The organism is Marinobacter sp., from assembly GCF_048266785.1.
Taxonomy (GTDB): Bacteria; Pseudomonadota; Gammaproteobacteria; order Pseudomonadales; family Oleiphilaceae; genus Marinobacter.
The window spans coordinates 345,936-368,017 of the sequence record NZ_JBLWYX010000003.1; the positions used below are offsets into that span (position 1 = coordinate 345,936).

The following is a 22,082-nucleotide window of genomic DNA, read 5'->3' on the forward strand; positions in this document are numbered from 1 at the left end:
TGAATTCTCCTTATACCCGCCCGAGAGCGAAGCCTTTGGCCACGTGGTTGCGAACAAACCATATAACCAGCAGTCCGGGAACAATGGTCAGAACGCCGGCGGCCGCCAGCACACCCCAGTCAATACCACTGGCCCCGATGGTACGGGTCATGATCGCCCCGATAGGCTGAGCATCCACAGAAGTGAGCGTTCTGGCCAGAAGCAGCTCGACCCAGGAAAACATGAAGGCGAAGAAGGCTGTCACGCCTATACCCGAGCGGATCATCGGCAAAAACACCTTCACGAAGAACCTTGGAAAGCTGTAGCCATCAATGTAGGCCATCTCATCGTATTCCCGTGGAACGCCCTTCATGAAGCCCTCAAGGATCCACACCGCTAAAGGCACGTTGAACAGGCAGTGCGCAAGCGCAACGGCAATGTGGGTGTCAAAAAGGCCGATTGATGAATACAGTTGAAAGAACGGCAGCAGGAAAACCGCAGGTGGTGCCATCCGATTGCTGAGCAGCCAGAAGAACAGGTGTTTGTCGCCCAGAAACTTGTATCGGCTGAACGCATAGGCCGCCGGCAACGCAACCGACAGAGTAATGACCACGTTGATGGATACATACAACATGGAGTTGAGGTAGCCGTTATACCAACTGGGGTCCGTAAAGATCACTGCGTAGTTATCAAACGTAAAGGTTTGCGGCCACAGCGTGAGCCCCCCGAGGATTTCCTGGTTGGTTTTGAACGACATGTTCAACAACCAGTAAACCGGTGTCAGAAGCAGCAGGATAAAAAGGGTAATCCCGACATTCTTGGAACGCGTCTGTCTCATCTCACTCTCCCTATTTTTCTTTGTCGGCGTGAGTAATGGCGGTGAAGAACAACCAGGAAATAAGCAATACAATCAGGAAGTAGATCAGTGAGAATGCCGCAGCACGCCCCAGGTCGAACTGCCCTATTGCCATGGTGGTCAGTGTCTGGCTCAGAAACGTGGTGGAGCTTCCCGGGCCGCCGCCGGTGAGCACAAACGGCTCGATATAGATCATGAAGCTGTCCATGAATCGCAACAGCACAGCAATAATCAGTACACTTTTCAGGCGGGGGAGCTGGATATACCGGAATACCGCCCATTTCGACGCGCGGTCGATTTCCGCCGCCTGATAAAATGCCTCGGGAATGGCGCGCAGACCGGAATAACAGAGCAGAGCAACCAGCGGCGTCCAGTGCCAGACGTCCATCAGAAGTACCGTCAGCCAGGCATCCAGGGTGTCTCCGGTGTAGTTGTAATCAATACCTAGCTGATTGATACCCCAGCCGAACAAACCGATATCACCGCGGGCAAAAATTTGCCAGATGGTGCCAACGACGTTCCAGGGAATCAGCAACGGAATGGCAATGAGAATAAGGCATAGGGAGCCTTTTATACCGGATTTCGGCATCATCAGGGCCACACCAATACCCAGTGGAATCTGAATCAGCAACACAAAACCGGAGAACACGAACTGCCGGATCAGTGAGTCCTGAAGCCGTTCATCCGCAAGAACTTCTTTGAACCATTCCGTGCCAACATAATAGGCCTGGCCTGGCCCGAAGATATCCTGAACCGAGTAGTTAACCACGGTCATCAGGGGTATCAGTGCCGAAAAGGCGACAAGAAGAAACACTGGCAGTACGAGCCACCAGGCGCGGTTATCAGGGATTTTGTCCATCACTGTTGCTCCTGAACCAGGAATTCATCCACGTACAGCATCAACCACTGTTTCGGGAATGAAAGATGTACGGGGCTGTCGATGCTGGCTTCAAATTCCTCATCCTGGCGCACCTTCAACTCCTGCTCGCCAAGCTGCACCGTCACGATTTTATAGGTGCCAAGATCTTCTATATCCTGGACATTTGCCTCGTAGGTATCGTCAGACGCTATAGGCGAGATCTCGATGAACTCCGGGCGTATGCCAATCTTCAGGTTCCCGGATGTCATGCGTTTGAGAATATCGACTTGCCAGCTCTCAAGTGGCAGCACAGTGGAGCCAAAACAGACGCCATCTGAACACCGCTCGACCTCCACAATGTTCATTCCCGGGCTTCCGATAAAGTAACCAACGAACGTATGATTGGGCGCCTCGAAGAGTTCCGTAGGCGTACCGAACTGAACAACCTGACCGTCGTACATCACGGCAATTCTGTCGGCAAATGTAGAGGCCTCAAGCTGGTCGTGGGTGACGTACACCATGGTGATATCAAACTGTTCATGGATCTGCTTGAGTTTCCGGCGCAGCTTCCATTTAAGCTGGGGGTCGATAACGGTTAGCGGCTCGTCGAACAGAATCGCCGAGACGTCTTCCCGCACCAGCCCCCGACCCATAGACACCTTCTGCTTTTCATCAGCGGTCAGATTCCTGGCCTTTTTATGAAGCTTGTCTTCAATCTCAAGAACCTCTGCAATCTCCTGCACGCGAACCTTGATTCGGGAGGCGGGAACCTTGTTGTTCTTGAGCGGGAACGCCAGATTTTCGTATACCGTCATCGAGTCGTAAATAACCGGGAACTGAAATACCTGTGCGATATTTCTGTCCCGCGGAGAGAGTTCGTTCACCCGCTTGCCGTCAAACAACACCTCCCCTTCCGACGGTTGAATCAACCCGGAGATAATATTCAGCATGGTGCTCTTGCCACATCCCGAAGGCCCAAGCAGCGCATAGGCACCGCCTTTGTGCCAAACATGGTCTAGCTGGCGAATGGCATAGTCATCCGGGCCTGTTGGCGTATCACTGTAACTGTGCGCCAAGGCTTTCAATTGAATTTCAGCCATCAGACAGCTCCTCCGGCAACCCGGGATGGTGTGTGCACCAATTGCTCATCCTTATCGAAGACGAACAGTTTGTTGATCGGCAGATAAACCTTGACCGGCGCGCCGGTGTGGTACTGGTGAACGCCCATGAGCTGCATCACCATCTCGAAATGACTGTTCTCAACGTGCATGAAGGTTTCAGAACCGCTGATCTCACTCAGAGCGACTTCCATGGACATCTCAAGATCGTCATCGTTGGCCGGAACCAGCGCAATATGGCTGGGGCGAATGCCGAACCAGTAATCACCGGGCGTCAGCTTTTCCAGTTCCTGGGTCAGCGCGTGGTGGGAATATTCATCAAAGGTAACTTCAGTGTCCGTCACACGTCCGCGAACCATGTTCATTGGAGGCTCACTGAACAATTGCGCGGCCAGGGTATTAACCGGCGCACGGTAAACCTCCATGACCGGCCCGGTCTGAACCACACCGCCTTCATGTAAAAGCGTTGTTGTGCCACCCAGTGCCAGAGCTTCGTTCGCCTCTGTTGTTGCGTAAACCGCAATACACTGGCGCTCCCGGAACAGGTCCCTGAGTTCCGCCCGGAGCTCTTCCCTCAGCTTGTAATCAAGATTCACCAGCGGCTCATCAAACAGCACCAGGGTGGCATCCTTAACCAGCGCGCGAGCCATAGCGGTACGCTGCTGCTGGCCGCCGGACAACTCAAGTGGATAGCGCTTGAGCAAGGGTTCAATCTGCAGCATCGACGCCGTCTCTTTTACCCGACGATCGATTTCAGACTCTGCCATTTTGGCCAGGCGCAGCGGTGACGCAATATTTTCGTAGACGGTAAGCGTGGGATAGTTGATGAACTGCTGATAGATCATCGAGATGTTACGTCTCTGCACGTTTTGCCCGGTAACATCCTCGCCGTTATACAACAGACGGCCTTGCGACGGTTTATCGAGGCCGGCCATCAGTCGCATCATTGAGGTTTTACCGGCCAACGTCCGGCCAAGCAGAACATTGAAGGAGCCAGCCTCAAAAGTGAGATTGGCATCCCGTACGTAATCGACTCCGTCGACCGTGCGGGAGAGGTTCTCCAGCGTTAAGGACATAAGCATTCCTTGTTGTTCTTATGGAAGCACATCCGGATCCTGAAACGAATGTCCGGAAATTCTATTTGGAATCTTTAAACGCAAGGCCTGTACCAGCTTTGTGAAACTTATACGTGAAAATCATTACACAGTTGATTTTAAAAGGGTTTAATTTTCGCCATATTTCTCAACCGAAAATAGCAATGTTCGTTAAGCAACACTTTGCTCAAGTTGAACATTGACGTGAACACTGTTTGCACAGATGATTGAACAGCTTCCCGGTCTCAACTGAACATACGGCTCCGATTATCAATACCGAAAAACCTGAGAACGAACACAGAGATGCAGCCCGATGAAGAAGAACAAACATCTCGATAACCGAAGTGACGTTGCGAAATCCTGGAAGCGCTGCATCGCGTGGGGCCTCGACCATGAATACGAACCGGCTCCACGCGCGCCCGAAGCTGTGCAACGGGAAGACGTGGAGCGCCAATACCGCGAATTGCTTTCGAGTACCGAGGCGGAGGTGCTTCCCTATTACCGGAACGTGCTCTCCAATAGCCGCTGCCTGATCCTTCTGGCGAATCAGCACGCCACAGTATTAAAAAGCTGGGGCGACACGCGCATCACGGAGCCCCGTCTCAAACCCTGGTTTCAGGAAGGCGCGAACTGGCAGGAGCAACAGTGCGGCACCAACGCCATAGGGACCGCTATTGCCGCCGGGAAAGCGATTCAGATACAGCGAAACGAACACTTTCTCAAGCTTCACCGGAGCATCATCGGCTCCGCCGCTCCCATATTCGATGCCCGGAAGCAGCTTACCGGTGTATTGAGCGTGTTCAGCGATGCCTACCTGCCGCAGGCGCACACCCTCGGCATGGTGCGACTGCTTACCCAGTCCGTAGAAAACCGATTGCTCAACCGGGAGTTTGAGTCGGATCACTTTCAGATCACACTCAACACCACCGCAGACAACTTCGACAGCCCCTGGTCCGGCATTCTCGTCTGTAATGATTCAGGCCAGATAGTTGCCAGCAATCAGCGCGCGGATCAGTTGCTGGGCACCCAAACCGCCGACACCAGGCTTGATGATCTGTTTACCACTCACCGTAACCACATCCTGGGCCATCCGGAACACACGGCAATACAACTTACGACCAGAAGCAAGGTAAGACTGAGCGCTCGCCTCAAGCGACCTTCTTCAACACGAAAGACGCCTTTGGATAAGGATGCGGGCATTCGGGAGCCTTCAGCACAAAACACGCCATCCGGCTTTAGCAGCTTGGAGTACGGTGACGCATCGGTTCGTCGCTGTGCCGAGCAGAGCCTGAAAGTTCTCAATCGGGGCGTTCCGCTTTTGATAACCGGCGAAACCGGCGTTGGCAAGGAAGTGCTGGTAAAGGTTCTGCACGAAGCGACTCAACGCAGGGATCAGCCTCTGGTTGCAGTGAATTGCGCGGCCATCCCGCCGGAGCTGGTGGAATCCGAATTATTTGGTTACGAGGCGGGAGCTTTTACCGGCGCGCGGGCTCGAGGCTCCCTTGGTTTGATCCGCAAGGCCCACAAAGGCATATTGTTTCTCGATGAAATTGGCGAGATGCCGTTATCCGCGCAGTCACGGCTGCTTCGTGTACTTCAGGAGCGTGTGGTCACACCCGTAGGAGCCTCAGAAAGTGTTCCGGTCGATATTTTGCTAATCACCGCAACCAACCGCTCACCTTCATCGAGCATTGAATCCGGGCAATTCCGTGCAGACCTTTACTATCGGATCAACGGGCTGTGTATCGAACTGCCCGCACTCCGAAACCGCACCGACAAACGCAACCTTATTGAACACATCTACCACCAGCACCGGGACCCTGCCCAGAGCGAGACGCTTTCCCCGAGGGTACTATCAGCTCTGGAAAATCACCCCTGGCCGGGTAACATCCGCCAACTGGTAAACGTCTTGAGGGTGGCCATAGCCATTGCCGATGGCGAGGATGTGCAGATCTGGCACTTGCCGACAGACTTCCTTGCCGAATTTGAGGCCACGGCCTCCGCCTTTGCTGACAAGCCAGCAAGGGCGGAGTCGTTCGATGCTGCACCGAAAAACTCCAGCAAGCTACGCGATCAGCCCGAAAACGGCGAGCACAACAAGCTCGCCTATACGCTTCGCGTTTACCACCAGTGTAAAGGCAACGTATCAAGCGCTGCAAAAGAGCTGTCTATCAGCCGAAATACTCTTTACAAACGGTTGCGGGAACTGGGGGTCCGTTAAACCGCTCTGCCCTGTTGGGCGGACCCCATAAGAGCTGCTCAAAGCTTATGAACTGCCTGAATCCAGCCATCGTACAACTGGTCGCGCTTTTCTTTTGTCATGACCGGCTCGAAGCTCCGGTCACATCGCCACAAACTCGCGAGCTCGTCCAGCGATCCGTATACGCCGGCTTGAAGCCCGGCCAGATACGCCACGCCGAGCGCTGTTGTTTCCACAATTGATGGCCTGTCCACTCGCGCACCAAGAATATCCGCAAGGAACTGAAGCACCCAGTTATTCGCTACCATTCCGCCATCAACCCGCAAGTTGATCGGGCGACTACCGTCCTTTTCCATCGCTTTTTGCAGATCTTTGGTCTGATAGCAAACCGACTGCAGGCCGGCAGTCACAATTTCCTTGATGCCCGTATCCCGGGTAAGGCCAAAAATTGCCCCGCGTGCATCAGGATCCCAGTAGGGTGCGCCCAGGCCTGTAAAGGCTGGTACAAGATAAACGCCGTGATCTATCGGTGTGCCTTCTGCCAATGGCTCTGTATCACAGGCGTTCTGAATCAATCGGAGGCCATCGCGCAACCATTGAATCGTTGCACCGGCGATAAAGATGCTGCCCTCCATGGCGTAGGTAGGCTTGCCTTTCAGGCGGTAGGCAACGGTTGTTAACAGTCTGTGCTCCGATCTCAGAGCCTTGTCACCGGTGTTCAACATCAAAAAGCAGCCCGTGCCATAGGTGCTCTTTGCCATCCCGACATGGAAACAGGTCTGGCCAAACAGGGCTGCCTGCTGGTCACCCGCTATACCGAGCACGGGCACGCCGTTAAGGGCACCACCCTCAGAGATGATTCCAAAATCGTCGGCTGAGTCCATCACCTCGGGCAGCAGGGATTCGGGAATGCCGAACAGTTCCAGCAACTCTGAATCCCACTGCTGGGTATGTATATTGAACAGCAGGGTCCGGCTCGCGTTGGTGGCGTCGGTTCGGTGTTCCCGCCCTCCGGTGAGATGCCAGAGCAGAAAGCTGTCAACCGTTCCGAATGCCAGCTCTCCGCGTTCGGCACACTCACGGGTACCGGGCACATTCTCCAGTATCCACCGGATTTTGGTGGCCGAAAAATAAGGATCGATCAACAATCCGGTTTTGCCATGAACCCAGGGTTCATGACTGGCACTTTTGAGTGATTTGCAATAGGAGGCTGTTCGCCGATCCTGCCAGACGATCGCATTATAAACCGGCTTGCCGCTGACCCTGTCCCAGACAATGGTGGTTTCCCGCTGGTTGGTGATGCCGACAGCAATCACTTCGTCATCATCTGCGCACTCTTCCGCCATCACCGCGTCGCAAGTCTGCTTCACAGACGACCAGATATCGTCAGGGTCGTGCTCCACCCAACCACTGTCTGGAAAGTGCTGGGGAAACTCCTGCTGCCGCACTGCGTGTATATTGCCTTTGAGATCAAAGAGCATGGCCCGGGAACTCGTTGTCCCCTGATCAATGGAAAGTAAGTACTGGCTCATATAGCGTCTCCCCCGCTTTCTTATTTGTTCGCATTTTTGCTCTTTTGAACATGAATGCCAAGATGTTTCGAGAACAACGCCAACCAATCAGGAGGCAACTCACTCAATAGGCTGTATAAAATGCTCAAAAAGATTAAACTTTATTTGCACCGTGTTTACGGACACTCATTATTTCGCATAAGAACAACCACGGGTCGGAGGGTTTTGGAATGGCACAGCGGCGGCGGCAGGATCTGATCATGGAACTGATCCAGCAGAACGGTTTTGTAACGACCGAGCAGCTTGTCGACCAGTTCAGAGTTACGCCCCAGACAATTCGCAGGGATCTGAATGAGCTTGCAAAAGATAAAAAGCTCCGCCGGCACCACGGCGGAGCCGGTATTGACTCAAGCACGGTAAACACGGCCTACCAGGCCAGAAAGATCATGGATCTGGAAGCCAAAGAGCGCATCGCCGAAGCCATGGTCAAGTTGATCCCGGATAACTCTTCAATGTTCATCAACATCGGCACCACCACCGAAACCATCGCCAAAGCGCTGCTCGAAAAAAACAATTTGCAGATTGTGACCAACAATCTGCATGTCGCCTCCATCCTCTCCGCAAAAGAAGACTTCCACGTGATCATCGCCGGTGGAGAAGTGCGGAGCCGCGATGGCGGCATTGTAGGCGAAGCCACGCGCGATTTTATCAATCAATTCAAAATGGACTTTGGCATCATCGGCATCAGTGGGATCCATACGGACGGCTCTCTGCTTGACTTCGACTACCGCGAAGTCCGTGTGGCACAGGCGATTATTGCCAATTCCAGCCAGGTATTGCTCGCCGCTGACCATTCAAAATTCGGCCGCAACGCAATGGTAAGACTGGGCAGCATTACCCAGGCACACCATGTGTTTACTGATCAGCAACCACCGGCCGAGATCTCTAAACTTCTGAACGAATACAGCATCAACCTCCACCTCGTCTGACGACCTCCCCGAAAACGCCCGGGCATTCGGTCAAATCGGACCGCTCAGACATTTTCGTTTATTTTCTATATTTTCCTTTACGAATATTCTTGTCTTTCGCATAATAGTCATATTGCGCGTTTGCGCGCCGGAAAGCTTACTCAGGGAAAAGCGTCTTTTCCCATGGCATCAGGAGATAACCAACAATGACTATGGACCACGAGCAGTATGACGTTGTCGTCGTTGGCGGCGGTGTCAATGGAACCGGAATAGCGATGGATGCAGCCGGGCGAGGTCTCAGGGTGTTGCTCTGTGAAATGAATGACCTGGCCTCTGCTACCTCTTCAAACAGCAGTAAGCTCATTCATGGCGGGCTGCGCTACCTTGAGCATTACGAGTTCCGGCTGGTCCAGAAAGCGCTCGCTGAACGTGAATCCCTTCTCAGAAACTCACCACACATCATGTGGCCAATGCGCTTTCGCCTTCCGCACCGGCCGCACTTGAGACCTGCCTGGATGATACGCACTGGGCTGTTTCTTTATGATCACCTGGCCAAGCGTGAAGTTCTGCCGGGCTCCCGCTCCATCCGCTTTGACGCATCAGGCCCACTAAAACCCGATATCACCAAAGGTTTCGAGTACTCCGACGGCTGGGTTGACGACGCCAGGCTCGTAATCCTCACGGCCAAAAAAGCACAGCAGTCCGGCGCTACAATCCTGACCAGAACGAAGTGCGTCAAAGCCGAGCGCGGACCGAAGGATTGGAAAATCACCCTTCGCGACATGTCGAGCGATGGCGAGAAAACCATTTCAGCCAAGGTGATTGTTAATGCGTCAGGTCCGTGGGTGAGTAAGCTGTTTAGTGAAACACTCTCCATGCCGGCGCCCAGGTTGATTCGAATGGTCAAAGGCAGCCACATTGTCGTGCCACGGCTCAATCAGGAGGAGGAAGCCTATATTCTGCAGAATGAAGACGAGCGCATTGTATTTGTGATCCCCTATGAAGATCAGTTCTCTCTGGTAGGCACAACAGACGTTGAATACGAAGGCGATCCGAGAAAAGCAAAGATATCGCCGGAAGAAACGGAATATTTGCTAAACATCGTCAATGCGCACTTCGTTCGGCAGTTGAAACCGTCTGATGTAGTGTGGTCTTACTCCGGTGTCAGGCCCCTCATGGATGGCGAAGAAGAAAACGCACAGAAGGCGTCTCGTGATTACTCGTTTGAAGTCAACCAGGAGAAGGGCCAGGCGCCTCTGATTTCAGTGTTTGGAGGCAAGATCACCACTTATCGGAAACTGGCAGAGGCCGCTACGGACAAACTGTGCCAATTCTTTCCGGACGCCAGTGGGCGCTGGACAAAAACAGCGGTTCTGCCCGGCGGCGATTTTGACAACCAGCAAAACCTTGCCGCAGCGCTCAAACAAGAGTTTCCGTGGCTACCCGAGGCCATCCTTACCCGCTATGTGCGGACTTACGGTACGACGTCCCGCGATATTCTGCATGGCTGCACCTCGGTGGATGACCTTGGTCAGCATTTCGCAGGCACCCTGTTCGAAAAAGAGGTTCAGCACCTTGTGAAAAACGAGTGGGCCATGACTTCCGAGGACATCCTGTGGCGCCGGACCAAACAAGGGCTTCATGCATCTGCCAACGGTACCGAGTCACTCGATTTCTATCTGGCGGATAAAATCACCGCAGCCATTCCCGGGCCTCTACTCCACCAACGTGTCTGATGCCAATAGACCAGCTATCCGCTTCTGAAGTTCCGGAATTACCTGCTCTTCAAACCAGGGGTTCCGGCGCAACCAAAGGTTGTTCCGCGGGCTGGGATGGGGCATTGGCAGAACCTCTGGCCAATATCGCTGCCAGTTTCTGACATTGTCGGTGACAGATTTTTCCCGGTCCTTCAGGTGCCAGGCGTGAGCATACTGGCCGATAACCAGCGTAAGCCCGATATCAGGTAAACGCTCGAGTAACGCGTTGCGCCAAGCGGGCGCGCACTCCGGCCGGGGCGGCAAATCACCGGACTTACCCGTACCGGGATAACAGAAACCCATGGGAAGAATGGCCAGTTTGCGGTCATCGTAAAATACCTCACGCGTTATTCCCATCCACTGCCGGAGACGGTCGCCACTGGGGTCGTTGAACGGCAATCCCGTTTCATGTACACGCCTACCCGGAGCTTGGCCCACCACCAGAATTCGCGACGACTGTGACAACTGCACAACCGGGCGCGGCCCCAGGGGCAAGGCATCCGCACAAATCGTGCAGGCGCGTACCTGGCGGACCAGTTCATCAAAAGGCAGCTGCGCAAGAGTGTCCTTCATTAGCTCATCGTCATCCCGGCGATTGCATTAAAAGCATTTCCTCGTAACCATATAGCTCAAAAAAACCATGCGGCAAGTCGTCATCGTACTTTGATACCGCGGCCTATTCAGGGATTAATCATGAACGCAAAAGCAGGCCCTCTCCCTCTTCCCGAGATTGATGTTGAAGAGTTCCGCAAGGTTGTTCGCAGCCGCGGGGCGACGTGGTGAAAACGGTGTGTACAACCGCCAGTATCGGTTTGACCAGCAGGATCTGATCCATTATCTGTGACAAAGCTGCGGACGATCAGCCACCCTTACCCGGGCGGTTGATCGCCAAAGACACTGGCGCCCTCCTCGGGCGTGCTGACCACACGTCGCATCCAGCCGAATAGCTCTCTGCCATAGCCCTTGTGATACCCGGACAGATCCGGCCTCGCCGGCTCTCGCGCCGCAAATTCTACCTCATCTCCAACAATCGACAAGACGCCCTTATCAGCATCCAGGCGTATCAGATCGCCATTCTGAACTCGCGCAAGTGCGCCTCCATAAAACGCCTCCGGATAAACGTGAATCGCCGCCGGAACCTTGCCAGACGCGCCGGACATCCTGCCATCGGTAACCAGGCCGACCTTGAATCCCCGATCCTGGAGCACACCCAGATATGGGGTCAGCTTGTGAAGTTCAGGCATGCCATTCGACCTGGGGCCCTGAAAACGAACAACCACGATGCAATCCTTATCCAGGTCGCCAGCATCGAAAGCGGCTTTCAGCTCGTTCTGATCGTTGAACACCACCGCAGGCGCTTCAATTCTGTGATGCTCACGGGCAACCGCAGATACCTTGATAACGCCTCTGCCCAGGTTGCCATCCAGAACCTTGAGCCCGCCATCGGGCGCGAAGGCCTCAGCCGCGGTGCTCAATACGTCCGGATACAGGCTTTTCTCTCGCGCGGGTTGCCATACCAGCTTTTCCCCCTCCAATTCGGGCATGCGGGTGTAACGCTCAAGGCCATGTCCGACAACGGTCTCCACATCATTATGCAGATAGCCTGCCTCAAGCAGTTCACGAATGAGGAACGGCGTGCCACCGGCTTCGTGAAAGGCATTCACATCTTCCTCGCCATTGGGGTAAATGCGAGTCATGGAAGGAACAGCTGATGAAAGCTCAGCATAGTCATTCCAATCAATGATAATGCCTGCCGCCCGGGCGATAGCAACCCAGTGCAAGGTGTGATTGGTGGAGCCTCCGGTTACCAGAAGCGCCACTAATGCGTTAACAATGCTTTTTTCATCAACCATGTCACCCAGACCAAGCTCGCCATTGTGAGGCCTGGATAGCCGGATAACCTGTTCAGTTGCTGCGCGAGTCAACTGATCACGTAAGGGGGTATTGGGGTGCACAAAGGCGGCGCCCGGCAAATGCAGCCCCATGACCTCCACCAACAGCTGATTGCTGTTGGCCGTACCGTAGAAGGTGCAGGTCCCCGGGCTGTGATAGGACTTGCTCTCAGCGTCCAGGAGCTCGTCTTTGCCAACCTTCCCCTCTGCATAAAGCTGACGTATGCGCTGTTTCTCCTTGTTCGGCAGACCCGATGGCATAGGGCCTGCGGGTATCAGGACGGTTGGCAAGTATCCGAAACTGAGCGCACCGATCAGCAGCCCCGGAACGATCTTGTCGCAGATGCCCAACAACAGCGTGGCATCAAACATGTTGTGGCTCAGGGCTATCGCTGTACTCATCGCAATGGTATCCCGTGAAAACAGACCGAGCTCCATTCCCGGCTGGCCTTGAGTTACACCGTCACACATGGCGGGCGTGCCACCGGCAAACTGCGCCACAGAGCCCATGCCATGAGCAGCCTCGCGGATGACATCCGGAAAGGTGGCATAGGGCTGATGCGCCGAGAGCATGTCGTTGTAGGCCGACACCATGGCCACATTGGCTTTGTTCATCAGCTTCAGGGTGTTTTTATCGCCCTGGTTGCAGGCGGCAAAGCCGTGGGCAAGATTACCGCAGGAGAGCGAACTCCTGTGCGGCGAGCGGGCTTTCAGCTCATTCATGCGGCCGAGATAATCCTGCCTGGCCGCACGACTGCGATCGATAATTCGCTGAGTAACTGCGTGGATAGTCGGATGCATAATCGAGCTCCAGTATCTGTTGAGTATTCAACAAGTAATCAATAGTCCGTAATTTTACATTCTTTTTTTCACTTATGATCGCCAAAATATTCAAATTCGCGCATTAATTTGTTATATTTACTACATTATAAATCGAATTCGAACAAAAAACACCCATATCACAGGAATCAAAATATGACAATTCGTATCGCGATCAATGGTTTCGGGCGGATTGGCCGCAACACACTCCGCGCACTTTATGAAAACAACTACCGTGAGCAACTTCAGGTGGTCGCCATCAATGACCTGGGCGACGCTGAAACCAATGCCCACCTCCTCAAGTATGACAGCGTTCACGGGCGCTTTGATGCAGACGTCAGCCACGGTGCCGAATCACTCAGCGTAAACGGAGATCGAATTGCCATCAGCGCCATTCGCAACCCGGAAGATTTGCCTTGGAGCGATCTGAATATTGACGTTGTCTTTGAGTGTACCGGATTATTTACCAAGCGCGCCAAAGCAGAAGCTCACCTCAGGGCCGGAGCCCGAAAAGTCATTATCTCGGCACCAAGTCCGGATGCTGATACCATGGTTGTTTACGGCGTTAACCACAATGTGCTTACGGCAAAGCACAGGATTATTTCCAATGCGTCCTGCACAACCAACTGCCTTGCACCGGTTGCTGAAGCGCTGCATAAAGCCATCGGTATAGAAAGCGGACTGATGACAACGATACATTCTTACACCAACGATCAGAATTTAAGTGATGTATACCACTCTGATCTTTATCGCGCCCGCTCTGCAACCCAGTCGATGATCCCGACCATGACCGGTGCTGCTGCAGCCATTGGCAAGATCATTCCCGAGCTTGACGGAAAGCTTGACGGGCTGGCAGTTCGAGTCCCGACCATTAACGTATCACTGGTCGATTTCGGATTTATTGCGAGCCGGGAAACATCCGTGGAAGAAGTCAATGCAGCGGTAAAAGCCGCTGCGGAATCAAATCCTGTACTTGGCTACAACCTGGAAAAACTGGTCAGCGTAGACTTCAATCACAACCCCCTCTCCAGCATTTTTGATGCTAATCACACTCGTGTGCTGGGCCGTCATGTAAAGGTAATGTCCTGGTACGATAATGAATGGGGATTCTCGAACCGGATGCTGGACAATGCACTCGCGCTGATGAGAGCCAGCCAATAAATCCGGCTGACCCGAAACGACTCGCAAACTTTCACGAGACTAACCCGAACAACCATAGGACACGAAATATGCTCAGGCGTACCAAGATTGTCGCCACCCTAGGCCCCGCCACGGACTCACCTGAATCGTTGGCTGCCATCATAGCCGCAGGCGTTGACGTTACCCGGCTCAACTTTTCCCACGGCAGCGCCGATGAACACATTGAACGCGCGCGTCAAGTGCGCCAAACGGCAGCAGCACAAGGGCGCTTTGTTGCCCTGCTTGCCGACCTTCAGGGCCCTAAACTTCGCATCGCCCGCTTTGCCGAGAACAAGGTCATCCTGAGCGCAGGCCGAACCTTCGTTCTGGATGCTTCAATGGACAAAGAAGCGGGCACGCAGGAGCGTGTGGGCATCGACTATGAGCAGCTGATTGACGATGTAAAGCCGGGTGACATTCTGGTGCTGGACGATGGCCGCATCGAAATGAAAGTACAGTCTGTTGACGATCACAGCATTACATCGCTGGTTTTGATCGGTGGGCCGCTGTCTAACAACAAGGGGCTGAACAAGCGTGGTGGCGGCCTGTCTGCCGACGCGCTTACCGAAAAAGACAAGCAGGATATTGTGACGGCCGCCCGCCTTGGAGCCGATTACGTTGCTGTTTCTTTTGTTCGCACCGCTGAGGATATGCACACGGCTCGCCGCTTGCTCAAGGAAGCCGGCTCTGATGCTGGCCTGGTTGCGAAAATCGAGCGTGCGGAGCTGGCGCACAACATGGAAGCCCTGGACGCTGTGATTGAGGCTTCCGATGCGGTGATGGTTGCTCGTGGGGACCTCGCCGTCGAGATTGGCGATGCGGAGCTTGTAGGCGTTCAGAAACACATCATTTCACGCGCCAGGGTGCTCGATCGTGCTGTGATTACAGCTACCCAGATGATGGAATCGATGATTACCAGCCCCATGCCTACACGCGCCGAAGTATCTGATGTGGCAAACGCCGTCATGGACTACACAGATGCCGTTATGTTGTCCGCCGAAACAGCAGTAGGCGACTATCCGGTTGAAGCGGTAGAGGCGATGGTGCGTATATGTTTAGGCGCGGAAAAGCATCCAACAATGCACCAGTCGCAGCACCGGATTCACGAAAGCATGGAGCAAGTCGATGAGGCTGTTGCGCTCTCTGCGATGTATGCAGCTAATCACCTGAAAGGTGTGTCAGCGATTATCTGCATGACGGAGACAGGGGCGACGCCGAGGCTGATGTCCCGCATCAAGTCCAGCCTGCCGATCTTTGCCTATTCCCGGCATCATTCCACACAGCACCGGGTCGTGATGTACCGCGGCGTCCAGACGGTTCCGTTTGATTCTGCAAAGATTCCGAATGAGCGAACCAATGCGTTAGCCATATCTGAGCTGGTTAACCGGAAGGTGGTGGCCGAAGGCGACCTGGTGGTGATAACCAAGGGCGATTACATCAACGCTCAAGGCGGAACCAACACCATGAAGATAGTGCGGGTAGGCTCTGACATCAGCTAACGTCAGAGAGACTTCCACGGGCAATTTCGGTGATCTGCGCCCAGTCTTTTTTTGCAATAATCTCTGCTGGCGTCAGCCAGCTACCCCCTACCGTTTGCACGTTGCTCAAGGCCAGGTATTCCCTGGCCGTATCCCGGCGTATGCCCCCGGTCGGGCAGAAGATTGCATCCGGAAAAGGGCCACTCAAGGCTTTTAGCGCCGCGATTCCACCCGCCACTTCTGCAGGGAAAAACTTGAACTCACGATAACCAAGGCCGTAACCCAGCATTAGCTCGGAAGCTGTCGAAACGCCCGGCAGAAGCGGCGCTTCGGAGGTTAAAGCGAAGTCGAGAAGCGCTTCAGTGACCCCCGGTGTGACGATGAACTGGGCGCCCGCATCTTCTGCCTGGCGGTACTGGGAAAGGCAAGTCACCGTTCCCGCGCCGACCCAGGCTTGTGGGAGGGCTTTGCGCACGTTTTTGATCGCTTTGAGCCCATGCTCCGTTCGCAGGGTTATTTCCATCACGCTAATCCCCCCATCGAAGAGCGCCTGGCAAAGTGGCACAGCATCGGCCGGGTGATCTATGGTGATAACAGGCATCAACAATGACGAGCTCAGAACCGATCTGATGCGTTCGCGATGAAAACCGGATACTTGGCTCATGATGTTCTCCACACGGGGTTTAAAGAGGCTCAGGGACTCCAGAAAACCTGTAAGCCAGGTTTCAGGAATCCGCGCACCGGCATAACGAAAAGCTCGTCCGGCTGGCTTAAAGCAAGTTTCAATGTGGCCAGCTTATCATTGCCCTTCAGGTGCAATGCGGTAAAGCGTGCACCGTGCATCAAGGCATATGTCAGCGTGATGCGCTGTTGTTCTTGCGATGGCGGTGTCATAGCGGCAACAAGGTTCCGGCTTTGTGCGTCCATAGCGTGAGCGAGTTCCGGGGCGTCCGGGAACAGAGACGCGGTGTGGCCATCATTACCCATGCCCAGAATCAGCACGTCCAGGGGGAGTGTTAGCGTTGCAAGCTCCTTTTTGACAGCATCCAGACCTTCTTCGGGAGTACTACCTTTCTGCTTCAGGGAAAAGTAGCGGGCAGCTGCGGCATTATTCCGGAGCAGATTTTCTTTCACGAGTCTGGTGTTGCTGGCCAAATCGGTTTCACCCACCCAGCGCTCATCTGCAAGTAAAACATCTACCCTGCCCCAGTCCAGCTGCTTGAGGGATAAAGCATGGAAAAATGGCACAGGCGTAGAGCCACCTGAAACTGCAAGGCTTACGCGCTCAGCTTTCAGAAGCCTGCCTTCGAGGAAGGTCGCAACAGTACCGGCAAGGTCCAACGCCACCTGCTGAGCCGAGGCGCCAAAGTGTGCTTCTATGCCAGGCGGCAAGTCCATTTCAGGCGTCCTCATACCAGCTCCTTCCATCACGGGTGATCATGGCAATGGATGCCACCGGCCCCCAAGTGCCTGCCGCATATCGCTTGGGTGGATCGCCACCGTCGGTCCAGTTTCGGATAACCTGATCAACCCAGCGCCAGGCATGCTCTACCTCGTCGCGGCGTACAAACAGGTACTGGTTACCTTTCATGATCTCCCAAAGGAGACGCTCATAAGCATCAGGAATACGCTCGGCTTCGAAGGTCTCGGAAAACGTCAATTCGAGAGGCCCCTGTCGCAACCGCATGCCTTTGTGCAGGCCCTGGTCTTTGGTCAGTATTTTAAGCGACATGCCTTCATCCGGCTGCAATCGGATGATCAACTTATTGTTCGCCAGGTGCCTCTGGTCAGGATCAAAAATGTAGTGGGGAGCCGGTTTGAAGTGGATGATAATCTGGGACAACTTTTCCGGAAGGCGTTTACCCGTGCGAATATAAAACGGCACGCCGGACCAGCGCCAGTTGTCGATTTCCACTTTCAGTGCAACGAAGGTTTCTGTTTCACTTCTTTTGTTAGCGCCCTCTTCTTCCAGGTATCCGGGAACCGGCTTCCCGGTGCTGGTACCTGCAGTGTACTGCCCACGAACGACGTAGCTTTCCATCATGTCGGGCGTGATTGCTCGCAACGCTTTCAGCACTTTGACCTTTTCATCGCGGATACTGTCGGCAGAAAGGTCTGATGGCGGGTCCATGGCAATCAGGCATAACAGCTGCAGCATGTGATTCTGAATCATGTCCCGGATCTGACCTGCCTTGTCAAAATAACCCCAACGGCCTTCTATTCCCACACTCTCGGCCACGGTTATTTCCACATGGGATATATGATTCTGATCCCACTGGGATGCAAAGAGATTGTTGGCAAAGCGCAGTGCGATGAGATTCTGGACGGTTTCCTTACCCAGGTAGTGATCGATCCGGAAAAGCTGGCTTTCCCTGTAAACTTCGCCAAGTTCATCGTTGATCACCCGCGAGGATTCAAGGTCATGGCCAATAGGCTTTTCAACAACAACCCGCGTCTTTTCGGTACAGCAACTGGCGGAACGGAGGTTACGGGCGATAACGCCGTACATGGCCGGCGGGCTTGCCATGTAAACGATTAACTCATTGGTTCTTTCATCGCGCCAGGTGTTTAGCACCCTGAACGCTTCCTGGTCCTGGAAATCCAGAATCTGATACTCAAACCTCTGCACAAAAGCTTCGGCCACGGAACGATCAAACTCTTCGGGCTTCACGCACAGCTCCAGCCTTTCAAGTAACTGTTTGCGAAAAATTGCAGTATCGATATCCTGGCGGGCAAGTGCCAGTATCCTGCTGTCATCCGCCAACAGATCGGCTCTCTCCAGCTGGTAAAAAGCGGGGAACAGTTTGCGCTGAGCGAGATCGCCCAGCGCCCCGAACAGCATAATGTCGCAACGGTTAGTGATCCTGTCGACCATCGGGTATGTCTCTCCGGAGAATCAGACCAAAGAAAAACGGACCTGTTTTCACGCTTGAATGTAGTAATTTTATCCAAATAATGACAGTACTTCCGGATAATTCCAAGGACACTATCGGGCAATTGATACGTTTACTACCCAAAACCCTTTTAAATCCCGGTATAATCAGCCTGCTTTGAACAACTATCCTGACAAGGATACAGGGAGTAGCTTTGATGGCTGTAAACCAGACACATCGTGACGAGAACTTACTGGCAGACATCCAGTCCCGGCTGGACACTCTGAATAAATCGGAACGCAAAGTAGCTGAGGCGATCCTGCGGGACCCCAGCGCAGCGACCCGTTACAGTATTGCAGCCTTGGCCCGGGCATCAAACGTCAGTGAGCCTACGGTTAACCGTTTTTGCCGGGGCTTCTCTGCCACAGGTTTTCCTGATTTCAAAATCCGTCTCGCACAGAGCATCGCCACAGGCACACCCTATATTGGCCAGGACATAGAGCCTGACGATACGGTTGCAGAATTTGCCGACAAAATCATGCTGAGCACCATTGCCAACCTCGACAAGGCTCGCCAGGCACTGGATCCTCGAGCATTGGCAATCGCCATTGATTACCTGATCCAGGCCAGACAAATCAATTTTTTTGGTATGGGAGGCTCTGCTTCTGTCGCGCTTGATGCGCAACACAAGTTCTTCCGCTTTAATATTCCCGTCATGTCTTATGACGACGCCCTTATGCAGCGCATGGTAGCCGCGGGCGCCAGTGTCGGTGATGTCATCGTTCTGATTTCCTATACCGGGCGCACCAGGGAAACCGTCGACATTGCCCGGATTGCCCGGGACAACGGTGCGACCGTCATTGGCATCACAACCCCGGGGTCTCCGTTGGCAGACGTATGCACTACAACTCTTGAAGTTACCGCTCCTGAAGATATAGAGGTCTATATGCCCATGTCGTCACGGATCATCCACCTTACCGTTATCGACATTCTGGCCACCGGCGTTACGCTCAAACGCGGCAAGGACTTTCTGGGGCATCTCAAAAAAATCAAAGACAGCCTGAGGCCTACGCGCTTCCCTTCCAGCCCTGAATGAAGGCGATCCCGATTAGGGCCATAAAAAAACCCGAACAACTCGTTGTTCGGGTTTTTAGTTACTCCACTGTCTTATGGCCGCGATACCTCGGCGCTGTTCCTCAGGAACTGCTGATACGCGGCGTATTCACGCTGCCCCTCAAGGGAAGCCAGAAAGTTACGCAACTGATCCAGGTCAGCGCTGTTCTCTTCCGCGCTACCCTCATTGACAGCATCCAATGCGATCACCGCAACACCACTTCTTGTCATCGCGGTGCCGTAACTTGCGCCGCTCTCTTCCGCGGGCCGGGCCAGAGAAAAAACAGCCTGCATAACCTGCGGATCCGCGCCGGATGCATTCCGGGCCTGATCATCAAACTGCTCCCAATCACCCGCATTCAGGGCTTCCAAAGACTCACCCTTCTCAAGGCTGGCAACGATGGCTTCAGCACGATCATTCAGCATTTCCCGGGTTTTACGAGCCTCCAGGTTGCTGCGAATGCTGTCTTTAACATCCTCAAGCGCAAGCTGCTGGGCTTCACGGTACTCTCGAACACGGGCGACAACAGAAACATTATCGCCAACATCGATCAGTTCGGTGTTATATCCGCCCTCAAGAACATCCTCCGAGAAAAGCTGACGAACCAGCCCAGCATGGTCAAACGGTGCCCGTCCGCCCTCTCTGGTAACACCGGTGGCCTCGCGAATTTCCAGGCCAAGTTCTTTTGCGGGCCCCGCCAGATCATCTGCTGCATAAGCTGAATCCGCAAGCTCTGAGCGCACCTCTGCATACTTTTCCTGGACTCGCTCGCGGGCAAGCTCCGTGCGCAGTTGTTGCTCAATATCTGCCAGTGCAGGCACATCCGAACGGCGAACGTCATCAAGGCGAATCAGGTGCACGCCAAAACTGGTCGTTACCGAATCGGAAACCTCACCCTCTTGCAGTTCAAACAAGGCCTTTTCAAAGGCTTCGTCATAAACGCCGCGGCCAGCAAAACCCAGATCGCCGCCCTCTTTGGCAGATACCGTATCAACAGAGAACTCTTGCGCCAACTTCTCAAAGCTCTCACCGGCTTCCAGACGCTCCTGAATGGTCTTGATGGTCTGCCCTGCATTGGCCCCATCCGCAATCAGAATATGGGACGCACGGCGCTCTTCACGGGCCAGATCACCAGCACGCTGCTCGTAATAGGCTTCAAGCTCTTCCTGGCTGATCTCGACTTTCTCTGCCAGGGCGCCAAGCGATAAGGTAATATAAGATGCGTCAACCTGTTCAGGCTGCTTGAACGCGCTCTTGTTTTCCTGGTAGAAGGCTTCAAGATCCGCGTCGGTGATCTTGATCGCATCAGAGACCGCATCTGCGGGAATCTGAACAACCCGGAAGCTCCGCGTCTGGTTCTGGATTCGCAGAAGCTGTGAGGCATTCGCGTCAGCAACCAGGCCACTTTGCATGATGCCGCCACGGATCTGATTAACCACATACTGTTTGCGCATGGCTTCACGGAACTCACCCACGCCCATGCCCAGATTGCGAACGGAAGCTACAAAGCGATCACGGTTAAATTGCCCATCAACCTGAAACTGTGGCATCCGGGTAATCAAGGCATCAATATCCGCGTCACTGAGCGCAAGGCCCTGAGCACTGGCGTCCTGAATAAGGACCTGCTCCTGAATCAGCGAATCGAGCACGTCTTTGCGAATTTGATCCTCGTTCAGCATGGCCGGATCGGGACGCTCCATACTGGATAAACGGCGCTGGCTTTCCATCTGGACAACGCGCAGGAAATCCCGCTCGGTAATTTCTTCACCGTTCACTGTTGCCACTTCCGGCTCGCCAGAGAAGCCGCCAATAATGGCATCCATTCCCCAGATGGAGAGGGACACGACCAACAGACCGATGATGATCTTGGCAATCGTTCCTTGGGAATTTTCCCGAATATCTTGAAGCATGTTTCTCCCGAACCCCTGTTCAAGGTCGTGCAGTTTTTACCATTTGGCAGCGGTATCAGAGCCTGCTGCCGGTGCACTTAACGTAAAAAGGCGCACCCTGTCGGAATGCGCCTTGAATTCTTCTTGGCGACTCCCTTTGAGAGAAGCCCCCGGAGAAAGAACCGTTACTTAACGGCGTCTTTCAGAGCCTTACCTGCTTTGAACCCAGGCACTTTAGAGGCCGCAATCTTGATCTCGGCACCGGTCTGCGGGTTACGGCCCGTGCGCGCAGCACGATCTTTCACAGAGAAAGTACCAAAACCGATCAGAGTAACCTGATCACCTTTTTTGAGGGCACCGGTAATAGAGTTGGTCATTGCGTCCAGAGCGCGCCCAGCGGCTGCTTTGGAAATATCTGCTGATTCTGCAATTGCATCGATTAGTTCGGACTTGTTCACACTAAACCCCTTCGCTATCAGGTTGAAGATGTTCTAGG

General features: G+C 53.9%; 18 protein-coding genes. 6 read left to right on the plus strand and 12 right to left on the minus strand.

Annotation, left to right across the window (positions count from 1 at the left end):
• Positions 1–10: 10 nt before the first annotated feature.
• The 4 genes from ACN0V1_RS07115 to ACN0V1_RS07130 are packed head-to-tail and all read right to left on the minus strand — an operon-like array spanning position 11 to position 3,888.
• Complete coding sequence (locus ACN0V1_RS07115; protein ID WP_339779708.1) at positions 11–817, minus strand: carbohydrate ABC transporter permease; 807 nt, start codon at positions 815–817, stop codon at positions 11–13.
• A 10-nt stretch (positions 818–827) separates the two neighbouring features.
• Positions 828–1,694, minus strand: a complete 867-nt coding sequence (locus tag ACN0V1_RS07120) for a carbohydrate ABC transporter permease (protein ID WP_417544329.1) — start codon at positions 1,692–1,694, stop codon at positions 828–830.
• Positions 1,694–2,794, minus strand: coding sequence for an ABC transporter ATP-binding protein (locus ACN0V1_RS07125; protein WP_417544330.1), 1,101 nt, complete (start codon positions 2,792–2,794; stop codon positions 1,694–1,696). Before ACN0V1_RS07125 ends, ACN0V1_RS07120 begins: the two co-directional genes overlap by 1 nt.
• Positions 2,794–3,888: an ABC transporter ATP-binding protein gene (locus ACN0V1_RS07130; protein ID WP_417544331.1), complete on the minus strand. Its 1,095-nt coding sequence runs from the start codon at positions 3,886–3,888 to the stop codon at positions 2,794–2,796. The genes ACN0V1_RS07125 and ACN0V1_RS07130 overlap by 1 nt, the downstream gene beginning before the upstream one ends.
• A 331-nt stretch (positions 3,889–4,219) precedes the next feature.
• Here ACN0V1_RS07130 and ACN0V1_RS07135 point away from each other — a divergent pair, with 331 nt between their 5' ends.
• The gene (locus tag ACN0V1_RS07135) at positions 4,220–6,127 is read left to right on the plus strand and encodes a sigma-54-dependent Fis family transcriptional regulator (protein WP_417544332.1); all 1,908 of its coding nucleotides are present in this window, start codon (positions 4,220–4,222) and stop codon (positions 6,125–6,127) included.
• Between the two features lie 38 nt (positions 6,128–6,165).
• On the opposite strand, the gene glpK is transcribed toward ACN0V1_RS07135, so the two are convergent.
• Entirely contained in the window at positions 6,166–7,638 is a 1,473-nt protein-coding gene (glpK, locus tag ACN0V1_RS07140) for a glycerol kinase GlpK (protein ID WP_417544333.1), read from the minus strand.
• 209 nt (positions 7,639–7,847) lie between these two features.
• On the opposite strand from glpK, the gene ACN0V1_RS07145 reads away from it, so the two are divergent.
• The gene (locus ACN0V1_RS07145; RefSeq protein WP_417544334.1) at positions 7,848–8,606 is read left to right on the plus strand and encodes a DeoR/GlpR family transcriptional regulator; all 759 of its coding nucleotides are present in this window, start codon (positions 7,848–7,850) and stop codon (positions 8,604–8,606) included.
• 185 nt (positions 8,607–8,791) lie between these two features.
• Positions 8,792–10,321 (plus strand): glycerol-3-phosphate dehydrogenase, encoded by a 1,530-nt coding sequence (glpD, locus tag ACN0V1_RS07150; RefSeq protein WP_417544335.1) that lies wholly within the window; start codon positions 8,792–8,794, stop codon positions 10,319–10,321.
• On the opposite strand, the gene ACN0V1_RS07155 is transcribed toward glpD, so the two are convergent.
• Entirely contained in the window at positions 10,301–10,915 is a 615-nt protein-coding gene (locus ACN0V1_RS07155; RefSeq protein WP_417544336.1) for a uracil-DNA glycosylase family protein, read from the minus strand. The genes glpD and ACN0V1_RS07155 overlap by 21 nt on opposite strands.
• 296 nt (positions 10,916–11,211) lie before the next feature.
• A complete protein-coding gene (edd, locus tag ACN0V1_RS07160; protein ID WP_417544337.1) occupies positions 11,212–13,035 on the minus strand; it encodes a phosphogluconate dehydratase in 1,824 nt (607 codons plus the stop codon).
• A gap of 174 nt (positions 13,036–13,209) precedes the next feature.
• Here edd and gap point away from each other — a divergent pair, with 174 nt between their 5' ends.
• Positions 13,210–14,214: a type I glyceraldehyde-3-phosphate dehydrogenase gene (gene gap, locus ACN0V1_RS07165; RefSeq protein ID WP_417544338.1), complete on the plus strand. Its 1,005-nt coding sequence runs from the start codon at positions 13,210–13,212 to the stop codon at positions 14,212–14,214.
• 68 nt (positions 14,215–14,282) lie between these two features.
• Positions 14,283–15,731, plus strand: a complete 1,449-nt coding sequence (gene pyk / locus ACN0V1_RS07170; RefSeq protein ID WP_417544339.1) for a pyruvate kinase — start codon at positions 14,283–14,285, stop codon at positions 15,729–15,731.
• On the opposite strand, the gene ACN0V1_RS07175 is transcribed toward pyk, so the two are convergent.
• Genes ACN0V1_RS07175 through zwf form a run of 3 tightly spaced genes read right to left on the minus strand, consistent with a single transcriptional unit; the run spans position 15,724 to position 18,585 of the window.
• Positions 15,724–16,374: a bifunctional 4-hydroxy-2-oxoglutarate aldolase/2-dehydro-3-deoxy-phosphogluconate aldolase gene (locus ACN0V1_RS07175; protein WP_417544340.1), complete on the minus strand. Its 651-nt coding sequence runs from the start codon at positions 16,372–16,374 to the stop codon at positions 15,724–15,726. The genes pyk and ACN0V1_RS07175 overlap by 8 nt on opposite strands.
• Before the next feature lie 29 nt (positions 16,375–16,403).
• Positions 16,404–17,123 carry a 6-phosphogluconolactonase gene (pgl, locus tag ACN0V1_RS07180; protein WP_417544341.1) on the minus strand — a complete coding sequence of 240 codons (720 nt, stop codon included), beginning with the start codon at positions 17,121–17,123 and terminating at the stop codon, positions 16,404–16,406.
• Positions 17,110–18,585, minus strand: coding sequence for a glucose-6-phosphate dehydrogenase (gene zwf, locus ACN0V1_RS07185; RefSeq protein WP_417544342.1), 1,476 nt, complete (start codon positions 18,583–18,585; stop codon positions 17,110–17,112). The genes pgl and zwf overlap by 14 nt, the downstream gene beginning before the upstream one ends.
• A 215-nt stretch (positions 18,586–18,800) precedes the next feature.
• Between zwf and hexR the strand changes: the two genes are divergently transcribed.
• Positions 18,801–19,679, plus strand: a complete 879-nt coding sequence (hexR, locus tag ACN0V1_RS07190) for a transcriptional regulator HexR (RefSeq protein WP_417544343.1) — start codon at positions 18,801–18,803, stop codon at positions 19,677–19,679.
• A gap of 71 nt (positions 19,680–19,750) precedes the next feature.
• Here hexR and ACN0V1_RS07195 read toward each other — a convergent pair whose 3' ends face one another.
• Positions 19,751–21,607: a SurA N-terminal domain-containing protein gene (locus ACN0V1_RS07195; protein WP_417544344.1), complete on the minus strand. Its 1,857-nt coding sequence runs from the start codon at positions 21,605–21,607 to the stop codon at positions 19,751–19,753.
• Positions 21,608–21,771: 164 nt separating this feature from the next.
• Entirely contained in the window at positions 21,772–22,044 is a 273-nt protein-coding gene (locus ACN0V1_RS07200; protein WP_044386154.1) for an HU family DNA-binding protein, read from the minus strand.
• Positions 22,045–22,082: the final 38 nt, after the last annotated feature.

What these genes read in the sequence shown, in the direction of transcription:
- ACN0V1_RS07115 (WP_339779708.1), bottom strand. Translation starts at nt 817, where the DNA reads ATGAGACAGACGCGTTCCAAGAATGTCGGGATTACCCTTTTTATCCTG.
- ACN0V1_RS07120 (WP_417544329.1), bottom strand. Translation starts at nt 1,694, where the DNA reads ATGGACAAAATCCCTGATAACCGCGCCTGGTGGCTCGTACTGCCAGTG.
- ACN0V1_RS07125 (WP_417544330.1), bottom strand. Translation starts at nt 2,794, where the DNA reads ATGGCTGAAATTCAATTGAAAGCCTTGGCGCACAGTTACAGTGATACG.
- ACN0V1_RS07130 (WP_417544331.1), bottom strand. Translation starts at nt 3,888, where the DNA reads ATGTCCTTAACGCTGGAGAACCTCTCCCGCACGGTCGACGGAGTCGAT.
- ACN0V1_RS07135 (WP_417544332.1), top strand. Translation starts at nt 4,220, where the DNA reads ATGAAGAAGAACAAACATCTCGATAACCGAAGTGACGTTGCGAAATCC.
- glpK (WP_417544333.1), bottom strand. Translation starts at nt 7,638, where the DNA reads ATGAGCCAGTACTTACTTTCCATTGATCAGGGGACAACGAGTTCCCGG.
- ACN0V1_RS07145 (WP_417544334.1), top strand. Translation starts at nt 7,848, where the DNA reads ATGGCACAGCGGCGGCGGCAGGATCTGATCATGGAACTGATCCAGCAG.
- glpD (WP_417544335.1), top strand. Translation starts at nt 8,792, where the DNA reads ATGACTATGGACCACGAGCAGTATGACGTTGTCGTCGTTGGCGGCGGT.
- ACN0V1_RS07155 (WP_417544336.1), bottom strand. Translation starts at nt 10,915, where the DNA reads ATGAAGGACACTCTTGCGCAGCTGCCTTTTGATGAACTGGTCCGCCAG.
- edd (WP_417544337.1), bottom strand. Translation starts at nt 13,035, where the DNA reads ATGCATCCGACTATCCACGCAGTTACTCAGCGAATTATCGATCGCAGT.
- gap (WP_417544338.1), top strand. Translation starts at nt 13,210, where the DNA reads ATGACAATTCGTATCGCGATCAATGGTTTCGGGCGGATTGGCCGCAAC.
- pyk (WP_417544339.1), top strand. Translation starts at nt 14,283, where the DNA reads ATGCTCAGGCGTACCAAGATTGTCGCCACCCTAGGCCCCGCCACGGAC.
- ACN0V1_RS07175 (WP_417544340.1), bottom strand. Translation starts at nt 16,374, where the DNA reads ATGAGCCAAGTATCCGGTTTTCATCGCGAACGCATCAGATCGGTTCTG.
- pgl (WP_417544341.1), bottom strand. Translation starts at nt 17,123, where the DNA reads ATGAGGACGCCTGAAATGGACTTGCCGCCTGGCATAGAAGCACACTTT.
- zwf (WP_417544342.1), bottom strand. Translation starts at nt 18,585, where the DNA reads ATGGTCGACAGGATCACTAACCGTTGCGACATTATGCTGTTCGGGGCG.
- hexR (WP_417544343.1), top strand. Translation starts at nt 18,801, where the DNA reads ATGGCTGTAAACCAGACACATCGTGACGAGAACTTACTGGCAGACATC.
- ACN0V1_RS07195 (WP_417544344.1), bottom strand. Translation starts at nt 21,607, where the DNA reads ATGCTTCAAGATATTCGGGAAAATTCCCAAGGAACGATTGCCAAGATC.